Below are 17488 nucleotides of genomic sequence, written 5' to 3'. Positions count from 1 at the left end.
GTAGTTTTCCGCTGTTATTTAGGAAAACCACTTATTAGCGTAGCATATGACCCGTTCGTCCAAAAAAATACAGGTGTCGGCACCTGCCCGACCGAGCGGCCCGCGCCGGGGCGGGGCAGCTGAAGGCAATGGAGTGAACCAGCGGCCCCCTGCGGCACCGCCAGCCCTCGCGCCACCCGTTGCCCGCTACCTTGTACTAAGGCAGGTATCCGGGAAGCTCATTCGCCTGAACCTCGATGGTCTGCGGCTGGCCATCTACCGCGCCGTGAGGGAGAAACAGTAGACCCGGCCGGCCTTGCCAACGCCAAAAAACTGTTCCTTTGCTGGTGTTTCTGGCGAACTTCGCGCTTGCAACAAGCTATTGCCTGGTTTACGTAGTGGGGCCGCGCGCCACCCGTGCCCCCAGCAAGGACGTTGGTCGAATAAATCGTGCCGTTTACTGAATAAGGCGGCACATTAGCCGAATGTTCCTTGGCATTATTTGAAAAATCAGGGCGTAGGCTTTAATTTCGTAGTTGAAACTGTTTCCACAACCAATCTCATTTCCCAACATGAAAAACTTTACTCCTGCGCTGGCGCTGCTCGTTGCTTCGGCTCTGACTGCTGGCACCGCACAAGCCCAGACAATTACCACCGTCGGCATCATTGGTACCTCTACTGCCCAGGGCTGGACTGCCTCGACGCCGATGAACCGCGTAGCCGGCAGCACTAACAGCTGGACGCTGACCACCCCCCTGACCGCTGGCGAAGCCAAGTTCCGCGCCAACGACGCCTGGGATATCAACTGGGGTTCAACGACATTCCCTACCGGCACCGGCACTCAGGGTGGCGCTAACATCCCGGTAGCCACCGCCGACACCTACACTATCCTGTTCAACGAGACGACTGGTGACTACCAGTTCAGCGTCGTGACGGCCACCCGCGCTGCCAGCGCCGCCATGCTGAAGATGAGCATGTTCCCGAACCCCGGCCGCGACGTAGTGGTGAGCTTCGAGCTGCCCGCTGCCAGCACCGTAGCCATCAGCGTGCTCAACAACCTGGGCCAGACCGTGAAAACGCTGGCCCCGATGACCAAAGCCGCCGGCAGCAATGCCCAGGCACTGGCACTGGGTAACCTGGCTTCCGGCATCTACACCGTGAAGCTGCAAGCTGGCGAGTACGTGCAAACCAGCCGCGTAGTCGTTGAGTAGCAAGTAGGGCCCACGCCCGCTGCCACGCAAAAAGAGAGCCCTGCCACTTGCTGGCAGGGCTCTCTTTTTTGGTTTTAGGCCCCCGGCGCGGGAATCGCCCCGCGTCTGCGTTATTGCCGGACGGCCTTAAGGGTCAGTACCTCGGCGCCGATGGTTACGCGCAATACATAAAGCCCGGCGGGCAGGGTACGCAGGCCATCGAGCGGGCGCTCAATGGAGCCGGCGGGCAGGTGGCCCCAGTCGGTGCGGGCCACGCGGCGGCCGGTCAGGTCGAAGGTTTCTACCTGCACGGCGGCCGGCGCGGCCAGGGCCAGCGTCAGCAGCGGGTCGCGGTCGAAGGGGTTGGGGGCGATGGTGGCGGTGCTGGGAGTAGTGGCGGCCACCGTAGCAGTGGTGGTGCAGGTGCCGGGCATGTTGGCGTCGAGCCAGGCCAGGCGCAGGCGCAGCCAGCGCTTCAGGGCTGCGATTTCGCCGGCGTAGCTGTTGGGAATGGGCTGCGGATTGGGCCAGGTGTAGGTGCCCAGGATGGGCCAGGCCTGGAAGTGCCGGGCCTGGGACTCGTTGAGGCGGGCGGCGTTGGCATCCACGAAGGCGTTGAGGGTGTCGAGGTGCAGGGTGGTGTGGCGCAGGGCCGTCCAGCGGCACTTCAGGGCATTGGCGTAGGTGGGGTCCTGCAGCAGGCGGGCCCACCAGAAGGGTACGTGGTTGGCATCGGAGCGGCACACCGAGTTGAAGTTGTAGGCCCAGCCGGTTTCGAAGTCGCCAGCGCAGTAGTCGGCGTTCCACCAGGCCAGGTTGTAGTCCCAGGCGGGGCCGGCCACCAGCTTGCCGCCGTCGCTGCGGCGGTTTTTGTAGAGGAAGGTGCTCAGGCGCAGGCCGTCCACGTTCTTGCTTACTTCGTTCAGCAGGAAGTAGTCGATGAAGGAGTTGACGTCGATGTATTTGGCGTAGCCGGTGGCGGGGTTGGCGAAGCTGGCGCCGTTGAGGGCCGTCTCGGCCGAGTCGACGTAGGCCTGCAGGTAGGTGGCCTGCTTGGGGTGCAGGTCGTCGGAGGTCGGCGACTCGTAGAGGAAGCGGATGGTTTTGTTGCCCGACGAGCGGAAGCGCGAGTCCCAGCCGTCGTTGCCGCCGGTGCCGGTGGGCTTGTCAATCTTGAAGATGTAGCCGCCGGTAAGCTTGTTGCCGGTGGTATCGACGGGGTCAATTTTCTTGATGTTGACCCGGGCGGCGTCGCGCTTGATTTTCTCCATCATCACGTAAATGCCCTGGTACTGGCCGTTGAGCACCAGCTCGCAGTAGCGGGTGCGCGAGGCGTAGTGACCGGTGCGGTTGGCAATGTGGTAGCTCAGCACATTGCGCATGCAGGTTTTGTCGTTGTAGGGCGCGTACAGAATCCAGGCGTTTTCCTCGGGCATGCCCATCACCACGGTGTCCTTCTCGGCGTTGTTCACGTCGCGGCTCTCGATGCTGTACTGCTTCTGCGGAAAGCTCTGTGACGAGCTGCCGCGCAGCTCGATACCGATTTTATTGTGGTAGTCATCGTAGGGGTCGCCAAGGCGGTTGCGCAGGCCGCCCGGGTGGTTGATGATGCCCATGTAGGCGTCAATCTTGGGGTCGTCGGGGATGGTGCGCCCGCCGGTGTTGATGACGACGATGGGCAGGTTGGACGACGTGAACGGCACCGTGGTCTGGGCCGTGCCGGCCCGGCCCGCCAGCAGGGCGGTGAGGAGCAGTAAGAGTTTTTTCATAGAGGGGCGAAGTGTGCGCTGGCTAAAGATACGCCCGGGAAGTTGGGAGTAACAATGAGGTAATGCAACGAGGCGGCCGTGCCGGATGGGGGCAAGGTCCACGCTACGCCGGGGGGCGCTATTTTGCATGCCGTTCCGCTTACTTCCCGCATGAACCGTTTCGACCGCATCACCGCCATTCTCATTCAGCTGCAGGCCCGGCGCGTGGTGAGCGGGCCCGCGCTGGCCGAGCGGTTTGGGGTGAGTTTGCGCACGATATACCGCGACTTGCGCACGCTGGAACTGGCCGGCGTGCCGCTGTTTGGCGAGGCCGGGGTGGGCTACTCGCTGGCCGAGGGCTACCGGCTGCCGCCCGTCATGTTTACGCGGGAGGAGGCCACGGCCCTGCTCACGGCCGAGAAGCTGGCCGCCCGCCTCACCGACGCGCCCACGGCCCGCCTCAGCGGCGCGGCCATGGACAAGCTGCGCGCCGTGCTGCGCCTCGCCGACCGCGACCACCTCGAAACCCTCAGCCCCGCCATCCAGGTGCTGGGGCCGGCCCAGGGCGCGTCCGACGCGCCCGATATCTACCAGCAGCTCGTGGCGGCCGTGGCCAGCCAGCGGGTGCTGCGCCTGCTCTACCAGGCCGCCGACGCCGACGCGCCCAGCAACCGCGACATCGAGCCCATCGGCCTGTACTTGACGCGGCACTGGCACGTGGTGGCCTACTGCCGCCTGCGCCAGGCCTTCCGCGAGTTTCGGCTCGACCGCATCCGGCAGCTCAGCTTCACGGGCGAAGCCTTCGCACCGCGCCCCGAAACGCTGCCGCACTACTGGGCCGACCAGAACCGCCGCCGCCCCCGCGAAAAGGTGGTGCTACGCTTCCGGCCCGCCGCCACCTACGCCGAAGCCACCCAGCGCCTGCACGATACCAAGCGCCAGTACGGCTGGGCCCACGAAACCCGTTTGCCCGACGGCCGCCTCGAAATGACCTTTTTCCTGGGCTCGCTGCCCTACCTGGCGGCCTGGCTGCTGCCCTACGCCGGGGCCATCGAGGTGGTGGAGCCGCCGGCGCTGCTGGCGCAGCTGCGCGAGCTGGCCCGGCAGGCGCACGATTTTTTTTCGAGCCAGCCAGAGCTGCTGACATAGGGCTGTCAGTACCGGGGCGGAATTTTGCAGGGTCAATCAACAAAACCCTCTTATTCTTTTCGGTATGCTGCTTCAGCTCACTTCCGCACCTGGCTTCGGGCCGCAATTACTCACTGCTTTGGGCACCGTCCGCTGGCTGGGCGTGGGGCTGGCCTTCGGGGCTTATTTCGTGCTGGGCGCGCTGTGGTACATGGGGCTGTTTGCGCAGGCCTACAAGGTGGCGCTGGGCAAGGCCGGGCAGGAGCTCGACAACCAGTCGCCGCTCTACATTGCCGGGCCGGCGGCGTGCGTGCTGGTCATCACGGTGGTGAGTGCTGTGCTGCTACGGGCGCTGCACGTCGATACCTATGGTGGCGGGCTGCTGTTTGCGGCGCTTATCGGGTTCGGGTATCTGGTGGCGAATACGGTTAATATTGGCATTAACCCGAATATCCCGCGGCCTTTTCTGTACGGGGCCATCACGGGGGCTTACCACCTGGTGGGCATCACGCTGGCGAGCTTGATTATGGTGGCGATGCGGTAGCGCGAACGTTAACTTCGTTGACCTTCGGTTGTCGTTCGCGTTGCCGACTAGCCGCGAGGCGGCGACACGTTGGTAGCTTGAGCCATCTTTCAATGAATTTGAGCCGCAAAGCGGCGGCACTTACCCCTGCGCCGGGTGCCGCCGCTTTGCGGCTCTGGTTGCTTCAGCTACTCCCAAACTACCAACGTGTCGCCGCTTTGCGGCTATTCCGTAATTTGGTTTTGTAGCCAGCGCTACCCATTTCAGCCAACTTATGCAAAAAGAAACCCTCACCTTCTATCCCACCAGCCAGCAGCACTGGCGCGAGTGGCTGCAGCAGCACCACGAAACCGAGCCGGCCGTGTGGGTGATTTTCCACAAAAAGCAAACCGGCCAGCGCACCCTGAGCTGGAGTGAAGCGGTGGACGAAGCCCTGTGCTTTGGCTGGATTGACAGCCGCGCCCAGCCCATCGACGCCACCCAGTACCGGCAGTTTTTCAGCCGCCGCAAGCCCGGCGGCACCTGGTCGAAGGTGAATAAGGTGAAAATCGAGCAGCTCATTGCCACCGGCCGGATGGCCCCGGCTGGCCTGGCCAGCATCGAGAAGGCGAAGCAAAACGGCTCCTGGACCCTGCTCGACGAGGTCGAGGAGCTCATCATTCCCGCCGACCTGGCCCGGGCTTTCGGGCAGCACCCGGCGGCCGCCAGCTATTTCCAGGCCCTGAGCCGCACCAACAAGCGCAACCTGCTGCTGAAGCTGGTGCTAGCCAAGCGCCCCGAAACCCGCCAGCAGCGCATTGCCGAAATCGTGGGGTTGGGCGGGGCGCCGAAGTAAGGCGGCTTAACCTGTCGGAAGTGCCTCGGCACCGGTGCCGGGCTATTTCAGAACGTGCTGAGATGGCCTGGCACCGGTGCCGATGGCCTTCGGAACGTGCTGAAATGCCCCGGCACCGGTGCCGACGACTTTCGGAACGTGCTGAAATGCCCCGGCACCGGTGCCGACGACCTTCGGAACGTGCTGAAGTGCCCCGGCACCGGTGCCGGTCATATTTCCGAAAATCTATATCCCCAGCGCGATGGCCAGCACCACGCTGCTCACGCCCAGCGCCAGCAGCAGGCCGTAGAGCGGGGCGGCAAACTTCAGCCACTGGTCGAAGCGCAGGCCGCAGGCGGCCAGCATGGCCATGAGCGTGCCGTTGGTGGGCGTTATCAATTCGCACAGGCCGGCGCCGTACTGAAAGGCCAGCACCGCCACCTGCCGGCTCATGCCGATGAGGTCGGCCAGCGGGGCGAAGAGCGGCATGGTGAGCGTAGCCTGCCCACTGCCGCTGGGTACGGGCACGTGCAGGGCCGTTTGCACGGCCATCATGCCCAGGGCCGAAAGCGTGACGGGCAGGTGCGCTAGCGGCGCGGAGAGGCCGTTGACGATGGTATCGACGATGTTGCCCTGCTCCAGCACCACGAAAATAGCCCGCGCAAATCCCACCAGAATGGCCGAAAAGGCAATGTCGCGGAAGCCCGCCACGAAGCCCTCGGCCGTGCCCGTGGCGCCCAGCCCGCCCAGCAGCCCGGCCCCCACGCCCAGCACGAAAAACAGCGCCGCCATCTGCTCGAAGTCCCAGCCCAGGCGCAGCACACCGTAGGCAAACACGCCGAAGGTGAGCAGCAGGAGCCCCAGCACCAGCCCGTGCCGCCCGGCCCCTTGGGCATCGGCCGCCACGTCGGCAGCCGTGATTTCGGGGGCCACGCGGTGGCGGCGGGCGTAGCGCATGGTGCCCACCAGCCAGATGGTGACGGCTATTGCCAGGAAAATCAGCCGGTAGCCGCCACCCGAGAGCAGCGGCAGCTGCGCCAGCTTCTGGGCAATGCCTACCTGGAAGGGATTGATGGGGCTGAACGAAGCGCCCACAAACGCCGCCCCCGCGCTGGCCGCCACCGCTGTGAGCGTCGGAAAGCCCAGCCTTCGCATGAGCACCAGCAGCACCGGCACCAGCGGAATTATTTCCTCGCCCATGTTTTCCAGCGCCCCCATCGTGGCAAAGAGCAGCCCCACCACCGGAATCACGAACACCTCGCGGCCCTGGGCGCGTTGCAGCAGCCAGTCCACCCCGTGGCGCAGGGCGCCGGTCTGGTCCACCACCGTGAAGGCCCCGCCGGCCAGGAAGATGAGAAACACCACCGCCCCCGCCTCAGCCAGGCCCTTGGGGATGTCGACCAGCATGTCGAGCGGGCTCACCGGGGTGGCTTCCACATGGTGGTAGGAGCCCGGGATGACGACCTCACGGCCGGTGGCCGCGTCCTTGCGGCGGTCGAATTTGCCGGCCGGCAATACGTAGCTGAGGGCGGCGGCCAGCATGATGAAGCTGACCAAAAGGACCAGGGGATGGGGGAAACGGAGCGTCGGCATACCCGGCGAAGGTACGGTGCCGGGGTGGTAGTACGAATTCCGCGCAGCGGTTCGTACTACCACTCTGACGCCTGTGCAGTCAGGTCTATTTATAACAACGACAAAGTGGTAGTACGAACCGCTGCGCGGAATTGGCTGCGCCGAACTCCGTTTCGTACTACCACCTCAGCCGAATTCGCTACGGCCGGTACCGCACTTCCGCTCGGAAATGCCCGTGGCTGTTCGATTCGCTCCACAGATACAGCGCCCCGGCCAGCACCAGCAAGCCCAGCACCACCAGTAGCGCCACCTTCCAGGCCGAGAGCGGGCGCGAGCCGCTCACCGTGCCTGTCTGGCCGTTGATGAGGAAGTGATGCACCTGGCCGCGATACACGTAGGCGCAGAGCCACAGCGGCAGCAGCAGGTGCTTGAATGACTCGTCGCTCAGGCTGGTGCTCACCTGCAGGCCGCGTTGGGTGTCGCCGCCCAGGCGTTGGGCGCAGGCGTCGTGCTCCCGGTCCTTGATGACGCTGCGGGCCTGGCCCAGGCCCTCCTGCAGGTCGATGCCGTACACTTCGGCCTCCCAGCCCAGCAGCACGCGGGCGTCGTAGTCCACCACTTCGGCGAGGTTGTAGTTCAGCACCGCGTCCACGTGCTTTTGCTGCTGGGCGAGGCTGCGCGAGGCCAGGGTCAGCACGTCGTCGTAGAAAAACTCGTGGGTGCCGGTGCAGTACGTCCAGCGGGTGCGCTGCTCCTGGCGCGTGACGCGGCGGCCCTGGCTGTCGGTGCCCTCCACGGTCACGTAGTAATAGTCGCCGCGCTCGCCGCTCCAGCTCGAATACGCCTGGGCGTCGAAGGTCCAGAAGGGGAGGTAGATGCCGTGCAGGTTATCGAGCACGGCGCCGGCGGCCAAGTCATTCGGGGCCAGCCAGCTGCTGCCAATCCACTTCCTGAAGCACGCCGTAGCCGCGTTCCTATCGAGCCGGAAGGGCAGCACCCCGGCCGGCTCAATGAGGCGCGTGCGCTGGGCCTCGGGGTTGATGGCCCGGTTGCCGCAGAAGCCGCAGCTCAGCGTGGGGTGGTCGGCGGCCACGCGGGTGCGCGCCCCGCAGCTCGGGCAGCTGAAAAGCTGCTGCTCGCGGAGCATACCCGGGTTCAGCTCGTTGTCGATGAGCAGGTCGTCGAGGCGGTTTTCTTCGAGCCGGTCGTGGGTGAAGGTGAGGGCCTCGGTGGCACCGCAGTGCGCGCAGCCGAGCTGCTGCGTATCGGGCCGGAAAGTGAGCTGCGAGCCGCAGCCCGGGCAGGGCGCGCGGAGCAGGTCCTGCTCACGCAGCTCGCGCAAGGTGGCTTCGGTGGAGGGGTCCATTACTAATGAAGCTAGAACTAGGTAAGGGTCGTGCAGCCGTTCAACCCCACCCCCGGCCCCTCCCCTTCGGGAGAGGGGAGCCGGTCATGCGCGGCCACGAATCGTCAGGCTCCCCTCTCCCGAAGGGGAGGGGCCGGGGGTGGGGTGCTACAGCCGCGCCAGCAGCTCGGCCTTTTTCGCGTCAAACTCCGCATCCGTCAGAATGCCGTCGGCCTTGAGCTGGCCCAGCTCGCGCAGCAGCTTCATAATCTGGTCACGGTCGGGCGCGGTGGGGCCGGCGGCGGCCTGCTGGGCGGGCGCGGCGGCGTTGCCCATCATGTTGCCCAGGCCGCCCAGCAGCACGGCCGCCCCGCCGATGCCGCCTTCCTGCTCGGCGGCTTTCTCGATGGCCATGCCGGCCTGAAACTGCTGGAAGCGGCCCATGTCGCCGGCCATGCTCATCTGGGTGGTCTTGTCGAGGAAGGCCTCCACTTCGGGCGGCAGGCTGGCGTTTTCGAGGTAAAAGCGCGTCAGCTCCAGGCCGTAGGGGGCAAAGTCGTCCTGCAGCAGCGGGCGCAGCCGCTCGCCCAGCTCCGAGTAGTTGCGGGCCAGGTCGAGCACCGACACGTTGGCCTCGGCCAGGGTATCCGAAAACTTATTGACGATGGCCGAGCGCAGCTGCCCCTCCACGTCCGAAATCCGCACCAGCGGGTTGGTGCCCGCAAATTCCTTGAGAAAGGTGGCCGGCTCCGTCACGCGCAGCGCGAAGGTGCCGAAGGCCCGCACCCGCACCTGCTTAAACTCGGGGTCGCGCAGGATGACGGGGTTAGGCGTGCCCCATTTCAGGTTCGTAAACTGCCGGGTCGATACAAAGTACACGTCGACCTTGAAGGGCGAGTCGAAGCCGTATTTCCAGCCGCGCAGGGTGGTGAGCACGGGCACGTTGGCGGTGCTGAGCACGTGGCGGCCGGGGCCGAATACGTCGGCAATGCGGCCCTCGTCCATTAGGATGGCCACCTGCGACTCGCGCACCACCAGCTGGGCGCCGTTCTTGAGGTTGTTTTCGCGGTCCGGAAATTTATAGATGACCGTGTCGGTTGAGTTGTCAACCCACTCGATAATCTCAATCAGTTCGTTGCGGATGAAGTCGAAGAGGCCCATGCGGTGGTGGCGGTTGGCTAGGTTGTAATTTGGTGCAACCTAAGCACAAACTCCGATACTCGCATCTACGGCCCCGGCTTTGGCCCGCGCCCGCCCTTTCTGCCCATGACCTGCCCCGAGTTTAAAGCCCTGCACCAGCGCCAGCAGGTGGCGCACCTCCACCGCCACGGCCACCGCCTGGCCGAGCGCCAGGAAGACAGCTTCGAGCTGACACTCTACGCCGTAGCCGACTTCTACGCCGAAACCTGGCGCAGCCGCGATGACGACCATATCCTCTTTATCCACGTCTTCCAGAAGCCCAGCGGGCTCGGCGACTACCTCAAGCTGGTGCGCCTGCCGGAGTGGGGGTAGGAGCGGGGGCTTTTATTTGCAGAGTACATTGCCGAAAACAATCGGCGACTTCATGCAAGCCCTCATCTTCTGCGGCATTCAGGCCAGCGGCAAAAGCACGTTCTACTGCCGGCGGCTGCTCAACTCACACGTCCGCATCAGCCTCGATTTGCTGCGCACGCGGCACCGGGAGCGGCTGCTGCTGCAATTTTGCCTCGACACGCAGGCCCGCTTTGTGGTGGATAACACTAACCCCACGGTGGCCGAGCGGCAGCGCTACATCGAGCCGGCCCGGGCGGCCGGATATAGCATCGTGGGCTACTATTTTCAGTCGGTAACCAGCGAGGCCTTATTGCGCAACCAGCAGCGGCCCGCCGCCGAGCAGGTGCCCGAAGTGGGCATCCGGGGCACGCGGGGACGGCTGGAAATGCCTAGCTTCGCCGAAGGGTTCGACGAGCTGTACTTCGTGCGCATCGCTGCTGATGGGCAATTTGTCGTCGAGCCCTGGCAAGTATGAAATTCGACGACCTCGACGCCCGGCTGCGGGTATTCGAAACCGCCCACGACCACTGCGCCCTGCCCGGCCTCTTCCTGGTGGCCCGGCTCGACGGCCGCAACTTCACCCGCCTCACCAAGGAGGTGCACCAGTTTGAAGCGCCCTTCGATGTGCGCTTTCGCGACCTCATGGCCGAAACCGTGCGCCACCTCATGCAGTGCGGCTTTCGCATCAGCTATGGCTACTGCGAGAGCGACGAAATATCCCTGCTGCTCGACCCCGCCGAGGACTCCTTCGGCCGCAAGCTGCGCAAGTACCAGAGCATTCTGGCGGGCGAGGCCTCGGCAAAGTTCTCGCTGGCGCTGGGCCACCTGGGCGTGTTCGACTGCCGCATCTCGCAGCTACCGCGCATCAGCGACGTGACCGACTACTTCCGCTGGCGGGCCGAGGATGCCCTGCGCAACGCCCTCAACGCCCACTGCTACTGGAAGCTGCGGGCCGAGGGTCAGCACAAGGTCACGGCCACCAAGCAGGTCAGCGGCCTCAGCACCGCCGACAAGCACGAGCTGCTCTTCCAGCGCGGCCTCAACTTCAACGACCTGCCCGCCTGGCAGAAGCGCGGCTTCGGCGTGTATTGGCGGCAGGCTGAGCGCGAGGGCTTCAACCCGCTTACCCAGCAAACCACCCGCACCCAGCGCCGCGAGCTGTTCACCGATTTTGAGCTGCCCGTGCGCGAGGCCTACACGCAGTTCGTGCAGGATTTTTTGAGCGAATAACCAATGTCCCGCCGCCTGCTGCCGCTGCTCTTCGCCCTGCTCAAATTCGTGAGCGGCTACTTCCTCATCAGCCCGGCCTACGAGCTGCAGCGCGACGAATACCTTTACCTCAACCACGGCCGGCACCTGGCCTGGGGCTACCTCGAGATTCCGCCTCTTACGGCCGCGCAGGGCGCCCTGAGCATGGCCCTGGGCGGCGACGAACTATGGGTAAAATTCTGGCCCTTCCTGTGGGGCGCGGCCACCATCTACCTGGTGGTGCGGCTGGCGGGGCGGCTGGGCGGCGGCTGGTTTGCGCAATGCCTGGCGGGGGCCTGCTACCTGGGCACGGCCTTCGCCCGGCTCAACCTGCTGTTTCAGCCCAACTCGTTCGAAGTCTTCAGCTTTGTGCTGGCGCAGTATGCGCTGGTAGCGTATTGGCAGGACGAAAAGCCGCGCCACCTCTACTGGCTGGGTGCGGCCCTGGGCCTGGGCTTGCTGAACAAATACACGACGCTGTTTTTCATCGCGGCGCTGGGCGGGGCGCTGCTGCTCACGCCCGCGCGCCGGCTGCTGGCGAATAAGCATTTCTGGGGCGCGGCGCTGCTGGCGGGGCTGCTGTGGCTGCCCAATGTGCGGTGGCAGCTGCAGCACGGCATCCCGTTTCGGCACCACATGGCGCTGCTGCACGAGCAGCAGCTGGTGCACGTGTCGGCGCTCGATTTCTGGAAAGCGCAGCTGCTGATGTGCTTCCCGGCCGTGTGGGTGTGGGTGCCGGGGCTGCTGGCCCTGCTGCTGCTGCACCAGGGTTTTCGGCCCTGCCGGGCGCTGGGCTGGGTGGCGGTGCTGGGCGTGGGGCTGCTGTTTGCGCTGAGTGGCAAGGACTATTATGCCCTGGGCTATTATCCGGTGCTGTTTGCTTTCGGGGCGCGGTGGTGGGAGGGGCTGTTTGGGCACCGGGGTTCGCAACCCGTTCCAGTCTGGAAAACGGCCTTGCAGCTTGGGCTGGCAGTGCTGCCGCTGGCGCTGATGGCGCCGCTCATCATCTTCATCTATCCGTTGCGCCCGCCGGCCGACATGGCCGCCCTGGCTCCGCGCTACCAGCACCTGGGTTTCTACCGCTGGGAAGACGGCCAAAACCACGCCCTGCCCCAGGACTACGCCGACATGCTGGGCTGGCGCGAGCTGGCCGACAAAACCCGCGCCGCCTACCAGGCCCTGCCCGCCGCCGTGCGCCCCCACACCCTCATCCAGTGCGCCAACTACGGGCAGGCCGCCGCCATCAATTATTTCAACCGCCACCGGGCCCTGCCCGCGGCCCAGAGCTTTAATGGCAGCTTTCTCTACTGGTACCCGGGACAGGAGCATTTTCAGGCCTTTATTATCATCGACGACGAGCCCGACGACGCGCTGGCTCCGCATTTTGCCCGCTACTACCGCGCCGGGGCCATCACCAACCCTTATGCCCGCGAGCGGGGCACGGCCATCATGGTAGGAGTGCAGCCCGATAGCGTGCTGCTGGCCCAGCTGCAGCACGAGTGGCGGGCGGCCCGTGCAGCCTGGGAGAATCAGGCGCGTCCCTAGCCGCCCGGGCATCCTGTAGCTGCTGAAAACCGTAGGACAATTTACGTCAAATACGGAGCCTGGAGCAGCCTTGCACCTCCGGTTGGGGCGGCAGCGGCTACTAAAGCTACGTATTTAGCCCCAAAGCAGTAGCTTGGCTGCCAGTGCGGGCTCCGCAGTCATTATGGTTTATTCGCTAATTTATCGCAGCCGGGCTTGCCACGAAATGAGCTCGCAGGAGCTCAGTCAGCTCCTGCGGCAGTCGCAGCGATACAACCGGCGACACCGCATTAGCGGCTTGCTGCTGTATGCCAACCAGCAGTTTATGCAGCTGCTGGAAGGCGACTACTACGCGGTGAAGCAGCTTCGACACCGTATCGGGCAGGATGTCCGGCACAGCAACATGACCATTCTGCTCGACGGCCCCCAGCCCCGCCGCCTATTTCCCGACTGGAGCATGGGCCTGCTGGAAGTCGATGCCGCCGAATTCACCTGGCTCGATGGCTACATCGACCCGCACCTGCGCGCCGACCTCATCCCGCCCACCTACAACACCGGCCGCGTAATCATGGGCTTGCTGGAGGATTTTGTGGCAGACCGCGCGGTGCTGGTGTAGACAGTTATGAATTTTGAGTTATGAGTTATGAGTTAAAACCCCGACTTCTTTCAGGAGGCCGGGGTTTTAACTCATAACTCATAACTCATAACTCATAACTCATAACTCATAACTCATAACTCATAACTCAAAATTCATAACTGTCTATTGTCCCACCACGCTCAGGCGCTGGGTGCTGGTGTGGCCGGCGGCGGTGGTGCTCAGCAGGTACACGCCGGTGGGCAGGCTGGGCAGGGTCACGGCCAGCTGCTGCTGGTTGCTGAGGTCGGCCTGCCACACGGTGCGGCCCAGGTGGTCGCGCAGGGCGGCGGTGCTGCCGGCGGGGGCCGGGCTGCTCAGGGCCAGGGTGAAGGTGCCGGTGCTGGGGTTGGGATAAGCCTCGGCGGTGAGGGTGGCGGCGGCGCTGCCGGTGTAAGTGAGGGAGCGCACGGCCGAGTAAGCCACGGTGCCGTCGCGGTCGATGGTGGCGAGGCGGTAGTAGCTGGTGCCGGCCAGCGGGGCCTTGTCGGTCAGCTGGTACTGGTTGCCTTTGGCGAAGTTGGCGGCGGGCAGGGTGCCCACGGTCTGCCACTCGGTGCGGGCATCGCTGCGGCGCTGCACTTCAAAGTGGTCCACGTCGGCTTCGGTGGCGGTGGCCCAGCTGAGCTGTACGCTGCGAGTCTGGGCTTTGGCTTCGAAGCTGGTGAGCGTCACGGGCAAGGCAGTGGGCACGCCGGGGCCGGTGGCGGCATCGCCCTGGGTGGCGCCGAGGCCGGTTTCGGCCACCGTGCGCAGGTAGCTGCCGGTGAGGCGGTCGAGCTGGTACATGGTGCCGGTGGCGTTGCTCATGGCGTACACGTTGTTCGAGCCGTCGCGGTACAGGTAGCCGATGGACGAGGTGGTGGGTAGCGGCGTGGCGGGCGTGCTGATGGCTGCCGTGGGCGTGGTCGTATTCAGGTTGCTGAGGCGGAAAAAGCGTTGCTCCTGGCCCAGGTAGCTGATGAGGTTGCCCGAAGCGGGGTCCAGCACCCAGTCCTGAATGCCGTCGGTGGGCATGGGGCCGCCGTCGGCGATAACGCTGGCTACGTGGCTGATGTAGCTGGTGAGCAACGTGCTGGTGGCGGCGTCGACCATCGTCACCTGTTTCCAGGCGGGGATGGTGCCGGGGGCCACGGTCAGGTTGATGAGGCCCACGTAAAACTTCACGTCCGACACGGCGCCGGTGAAGAGGTTGTAGCGCACGGTGGCGCCGCCCAGGTAGTAGCGCGAGCCCGGCGCGCCGTCGCCCAGCTGCGGCAGGATAAAGCTCAGGCCCAGGTTCGGGAACGAGGTGCGCGGGGTGGGTGGGGGCGTGAGGGTGCCCATGGCCACGGCCGAGGCATTAATCATACTCACTTTGTAGAACGTGGGCGGCGTCACGGTGCCGTTGTCATTCACCTCCATGCCGTACACATGGTAGGGGTCGGCCGAGTCGTAGCCCAGGGCATTCATTACCACGCCCTGGCCGTCTTCGTTGGTGACGGTGCCCACGGTGGCGAGCTGGCCGTTGGGCTGCAGGCGGCGCAGCACCGAAGGGTTGTTATCGGCCGACGGGGCGGCCGAGGAAACGAAGTAAGAAACGGGCGCCTGGGCGACGGCCAGCGACGTAGTCAGGCCAAGCAGCAAGCCGGTGAGCCAGGAAAAGCGAGTCGAAGTGGAGGTCATGGCGAAGGAGTTTAAGCGGGTTGTCCGAATTCCTTGAGCGTTGAATTCGATACAAATTTCGCCCTGCTTACCCCCCTTAAATGGGATATTTCGCCCAGTCGGGGTATTTGCCCAGCGAACGGCGGCCGGGCGGGCAACAAGTGAAATAGCCCTCGGCGAATGGCGGCGTGGGCCCGGCGAGTGGAATAGAACGACCAGCTCCCCTCCTTGGAAAGGAGGGGATGTGAGCTGCGCTGAGCAGCGAACGGGGGTGGTTCGCCCGGTCGCGCCGTCAGAACAATGCAGTAATTCCCTTTTTGAAAAACCACTTCATTCATCTACAACTGGCTTTGCCTACCGAAAGCCCAGGTGGCGCGACCGGGCGAACCACCCCCGTCAAGCCTGCGGCTTGACATCCCCTCCTTTCCAAGGAGGGGAGCTTCGTTCTCACTTCCTCACCACCCATACCTTTGCCCTATGTACACCCTCGTTCTCCAACATGCCGCCCAGGTCCTCACCCTGGCCGGCGCCGACTCCCACCGCCCCCTGGCCGGCGCCGACCTCGGCAGCTGGCACATCATCGAAAACGGTTACGTGGCCTGCCGGGGCACCCAAATTGCGGCTGTGGGGCCTATGAGCGAGCTGGATGCGACGCAGATTGATGCCGACACCCAGCTCATCGACGCCACCGGCCGGGTGGTGATGCCGGGCCTTGTGGAGTGCCACACGCACCTCGTGTTTGGCGGCAACCGGGCGCACGAGTTCGAGCGCAAGCTGCGGGGTGAGAGTTACCTCGACATCCTGGCCAGCGGCGGCGGTATCCTGAGCACCGTGCGGCAGACCCGGGCAGCCTCGGAGGAAGAATTATTGGCCAATGCCCTGCACCACCTGGAAGGCTTCGGGCGCTACGGCGTGACCACCGTGGAGGCCAAGAGCGGCTACGGCCTCGACCGCGACACCGAGCTGCGGCTGGTGCGGGTGGCCCGGGCGGCCGGGCGCCAGCAGCCGCTGCGGGTGGTGCCCACCTTCCTGGGGGCGCACGTGGTGCCGCCCGAGTTTAAGGCCGCCGGGCCGCGCGCCTACGTCGATTTCATTCTGCACGACGTGCTGTCGGACCTGAAAGGGGAGGCCGCGTTCGTCGATATTTTCTGCGAGGAAGGCGCGTTTCCGCTCGACGTATCGCGGTACTATCTGGAGCAGGCCCACAAGATGGGCTTCGGGCTGAAAATCCACGCCGAGCAGCTGCACGACCTGGGCGGCTGCGAGATGGCCGCCGCCCTGGGCGCCACCAGCGTCGACCACTGCGACTACCTCACGCCCGAGGCCGCCGCCCGCATCGCGCAGCAAACTGAGGGCCGCACCGTGGCCGTGCTGCTGCCGCTGGTGCCGTTGTTTCTGCGGCAGGAAAAGTACGCGCCCGGCCGCCAGTTCATCGACAACGGCCTGCCCTTGGCCCTCGGTACCGACTTCAACCCCGGCTCCTGCCCCAGCAAAAACCTGTGGCTGGCCCTCTCGGTGGCCTGCCTCAAAATGGGTTTCACGCCCAAGGAGGCCGTGGCCGCCGCCACCCTCAACGCCGCCTGGGCCCTCAACCTGGCCCCCGAAATCGGCTCGCTCGAAGTGGGCAAGCGCGCCGATGTGCTGGTGCTGAACGTGGGCAGCGTGAGCGAAATCCCGTACTGGCTGGGCGAAAACCCGGTGCGCGAGGTGATTGTGGGCGGGCAGGTGCTGGCAACGGCGAGTGTATAAACAGCAACGCCCCAGCCAGGGCCAGGGCGTTGCGCAGAAGGATGGTTAGTTGTCAGGCCACTGATTTTGCCTGACAACTAAAGGTTAACGAAAGGCACCGTCACCGAGTAGGGCGCGCCTATGGGCGTGCCGTCGAAAACTTCCAGCAACCGCGTACTTGGGTATTCGAGGGTCACCTGGTGCGTGGGGTCGAGGGCAACGTGTTGCGTCTGGCCGTTGATTTCGACATCGTATTCGAAGGTGAAAATGATGGCGTCGATGCTGAAAATACTGTTGTGATTGCCGGAGTTAGGCGGGATGAATGAACGCCAGCCCGACCTCGGCCCTGCCGTAAGCGAGTCGGTGCTGGTGCCAGTGCTGGGAAGCGTAATGCGGTATATCCCGGTCAGGGCATCCTGGCTGTCGAAGCTGAGCGTGGCGGGCAGCTGGGTGACTTCCCGCGCCAGGGCCCGGCTGCTATACTGGTACGCAGCAGGCACCGAACCACGGCGCAGGCTTTTGTACACGTAAACCTTACGGATAATAATGTCGTCGCCGACGTAATTCCGGGTGATGGTGAAGCGACAAACCGGGCGGCTGGGATTGGGCTCCAGCGCCAGATTATTGATGCTGGCCACGGCCCGGCGGTAATCAAATGTATCGGCATCGGCCGCTACCGTGGCGCGAATCAGCGGCACGATGCTCGACGGAGTGGGCAGGGGTTGGGCGTCATTACAGGCCGTAAAGGGCAAAGTGGTGGCTGCCAGCCCAAGCAGGGCGGGGAAATGCTTTCTCATGGGGAAGGTTGAAAGATGGATGAAGAGACGCCGGATGTAACCCGGGAAGCTGCTGCTGGCCAGCCAGCTGTTTCCGGTATT

The 17488-nt window shown here is 64.7% G+C and carries 16 protein-coding genes; 10 read left to right on the top strand and 6 right to left on the bottom strand.

Annotated elements, in window-relative coordinates; translation table 11 throughout:
• Positions 1-551 precede the first annotated feature (551 nt).
• Positions 552-1190, top strand: a complete 639-nt coding sequence (locus Q5H93_RS13080) for a T9SS type A sorting domain-containing protein (RefSeq protein WP_305006991.1) — start codon at positions 552-554, stop codon at positions 1188-1190.
• Positions 1191-1300: 110 nt separating this feature from the next.
• Here Q5H93_RS13080 and Q5H93_RS13075 read toward each other — a convergent pair whose 3' ends face one another.
• On the bottom strand, positions 1301-2938 hold the full coding sequence (locus Q5H93_RS13075; protein WP_305006989.1) for a CotH kinase family protein: 1638 nt from the start codon (positions 2936-2938) through the stop codon (positions 1301-1303).
• 150 nt (positions 2939-3088) lie between these two features.
• On the opposite strand from Q5H93_RS13075, the gene Q5H93_RS13070 reads away from it, so the two are divergent.
• The 3 genes from Q5H93_RS13070 (at position 3089) to Q5H93_RS13060 (ending at position 5403) form a co-directional block, all read left to right on the top strand.
• A complete protein-coding gene (locus tag Q5H93_RS13070; RefSeq protein WP_305006988.1) occupies positions 3089-4066 on the top strand; it encodes a helix-turn-helix transcriptional regulator in 978 nt (325 codons plus the stop codon).
• A 64-nt stretch (positions 4067-4130) separates the two neighbouring features.
• Positions 4131-4589 (top strand): DUF1761 domain-containing protein, encoded by a 459-nt coding sequence (locus Q5H93_RS13065; RefSeq protein ID WP_305006987.1) that lies wholly within the window; start codon positions 4131-4133, stop codon positions 4587-4589.
• Positions 4590-4842: 253 nt separating this feature from the next.
• Positions 4843-5403, top strand: a complete 561-nt coding sequence (locus Q5H93_RS13060; RefSeq protein WP_305006986.1) for a YdeI/OmpD-associated family protein — start codon at positions 4843-4845, stop codon at positions 5401-5403.
• 225 nt (positions 5404-5628) lie between these two features.
• On the opposite strand, the gene Q5H93_RS13055 is transcribed toward Q5H93_RS13060, so the two are convergent.
• The 3 genes from Q5H93_RS13055 to Q5H93_RS13045 form a co-directional block, all read right to left on the bottom strand.
• On the bottom strand, positions 5629-6975 hold the full coding sequence (locus Q5H93_RS13055) for a YfcC family protein (RefSeq protein WP_305006985.1): 1347 nt from the start codon (positions 6973-6975) through the stop codon (positions 5629-5631).
• A gap of 178 nt (positions 6976-7153) precedes the next feature.
• On the bottom strand, positions 7154-8320 hold the full coding sequence (locus tag Q5H93_RS13050; protein WP_305006984.1) for a TFIIB-type zinc ribbon-containing protein: 1167 nt from the start codon (positions 8318-8320) through the stop codon (positions 7154-7156).
• 147 nt (positions 8321-8467) lie between these two features.
• Positions 8468-9460 (bottom strand): SPFH domain-containing protein, encoded by a 993-nt coding sequence (locus Q5H93_RS13045; protein ID WP_305006983.1) that lies wholly within the window; start codon positions 9458-9460, stop codon positions 8468-8470.
• A gap of 105 nt (positions 9461-9565) precedes the next feature.
• Here Q5H93_RS13045 and Q5H93_RS13040 point away from each other — a divergent pair, with 105 nt between their 5' ends.
• From Q5H93_RS13040 to Q5H93_RS13020, 5 genes are all read left to right on the top strand, one after another.
• A complete protein-coding gene (locus Q5H93_RS13040) occupies positions 9566-9811 on the top strand; it encodes a hypothetical protein (protein ID WP_305006982.1) in 246 nt (81 codons plus the stop codon).
• 52 nt (positions 9812-9863) lie between these two features.
• The gene (locus tag Q5H93_RS13035) at positions 9864-10307 is read left to right on the top strand and encodes an ATP-binding protein (RefSeq protein WP_305006981.1); all 444 of its coding nucleotides are present in this window, start codon (positions 9864-9866) and stop codon (positions 10305-10307) included.
• Positions 10304-11062, top strand: a complete 759-nt coding sequence (locus tag Q5H93_RS13030; RefSeq protein ID WP_305006980.1) for a tRNA(His) guanylyltransferase Thg1 family protein — start codon at positions 10304-10306, stop codon at positions 11060-11062. Before Q5H93_RS13035 ends, Q5H93_RS13030 begins: the two co-directional genes overlap by 4 nt.
• 3 nt (positions 11063-11065) lie before the next feature.
• Entirely contained in the window at positions 11066-12625 is a 1560-nt protein-coding gene (locus Q5H93_RS13025; RefSeq protein WP_305006979.1) for a glycosyltransferase family 39 protein, read from the top strand.
• A gap of 163 nt (positions 12626-12788) precedes the next feature.
• Positions 12789-13220, top strand: a complete 432-nt coding sequence (locus Q5H93_RS13020) for a BLUF domain-containing protein (protein WP_305006978.1) — start codon at positions 12789-12791, stop codon at positions 13218-13220.
• A 144-nt stretch (positions 13221-13364) separates the two neighbouring features.
• Here Q5H93_RS13020 and Q5H93_RS13015 read toward each other — a convergent pair whose 3' ends face one another.
• The gene (locus Q5H93_RS13015) at positions 13365-14903 is read right to left on the bottom strand and encodes a T9SS type A sorting domain-containing protein (RefSeq protein ID WP_305006977.1); all 1539 of its coding nucleotides are present in this window, start codon (positions 14901-14903) and stop codon (positions 13365-13367) included.
• 456 nt (positions 14904-15359) lie between these two features.
• Here Q5H93_RS13015 and hutI point away from each other — a divergent pair, with 456 nt between their 5' ends.
• Positions 15360-16631 (top strand): imidazolonepropionase, encoded by a 1272-nt coding sequence (gene hutI, locus Q5H93_RS13010; RefSeq protein WP_305006976.1) that lies wholly within the window; start codon positions 15360-15362, stop codon positions 16629-16631.
• Between the two features lie 77 nt (positions 16632-16708).
• Here hutI and Q5H93_RS13005 read toward each other — a convergent pair whose 3' ends face one another.
• Positions 16709-17407 (bottom strand): hypothetical protein, encoded by a 699-nt coding sequence (locus Q5H93_RS13005; protein WP_305006975.1) that lies wholly within the window; start codon positions 17405-17407, stop codon positions 16709-16711.
• Between the last annotated feature and the right edge of the window lie 81 nt (positions 17408-17488).

This window comes from Hymenobacter aranciens (assembly GCF_030580865.1).
Taxonomy (GTDB): Bacteria; Bacteroidota; Bacteroidia; order Cytophagales; family Hymenobacteraceae; genus Hymenobacter; species Hymenobacter aranciens.
Note: the sequence above shows the minus strand (reverse complement) of the source record. Positions and strands in the feature narration are given on the sequence as shown.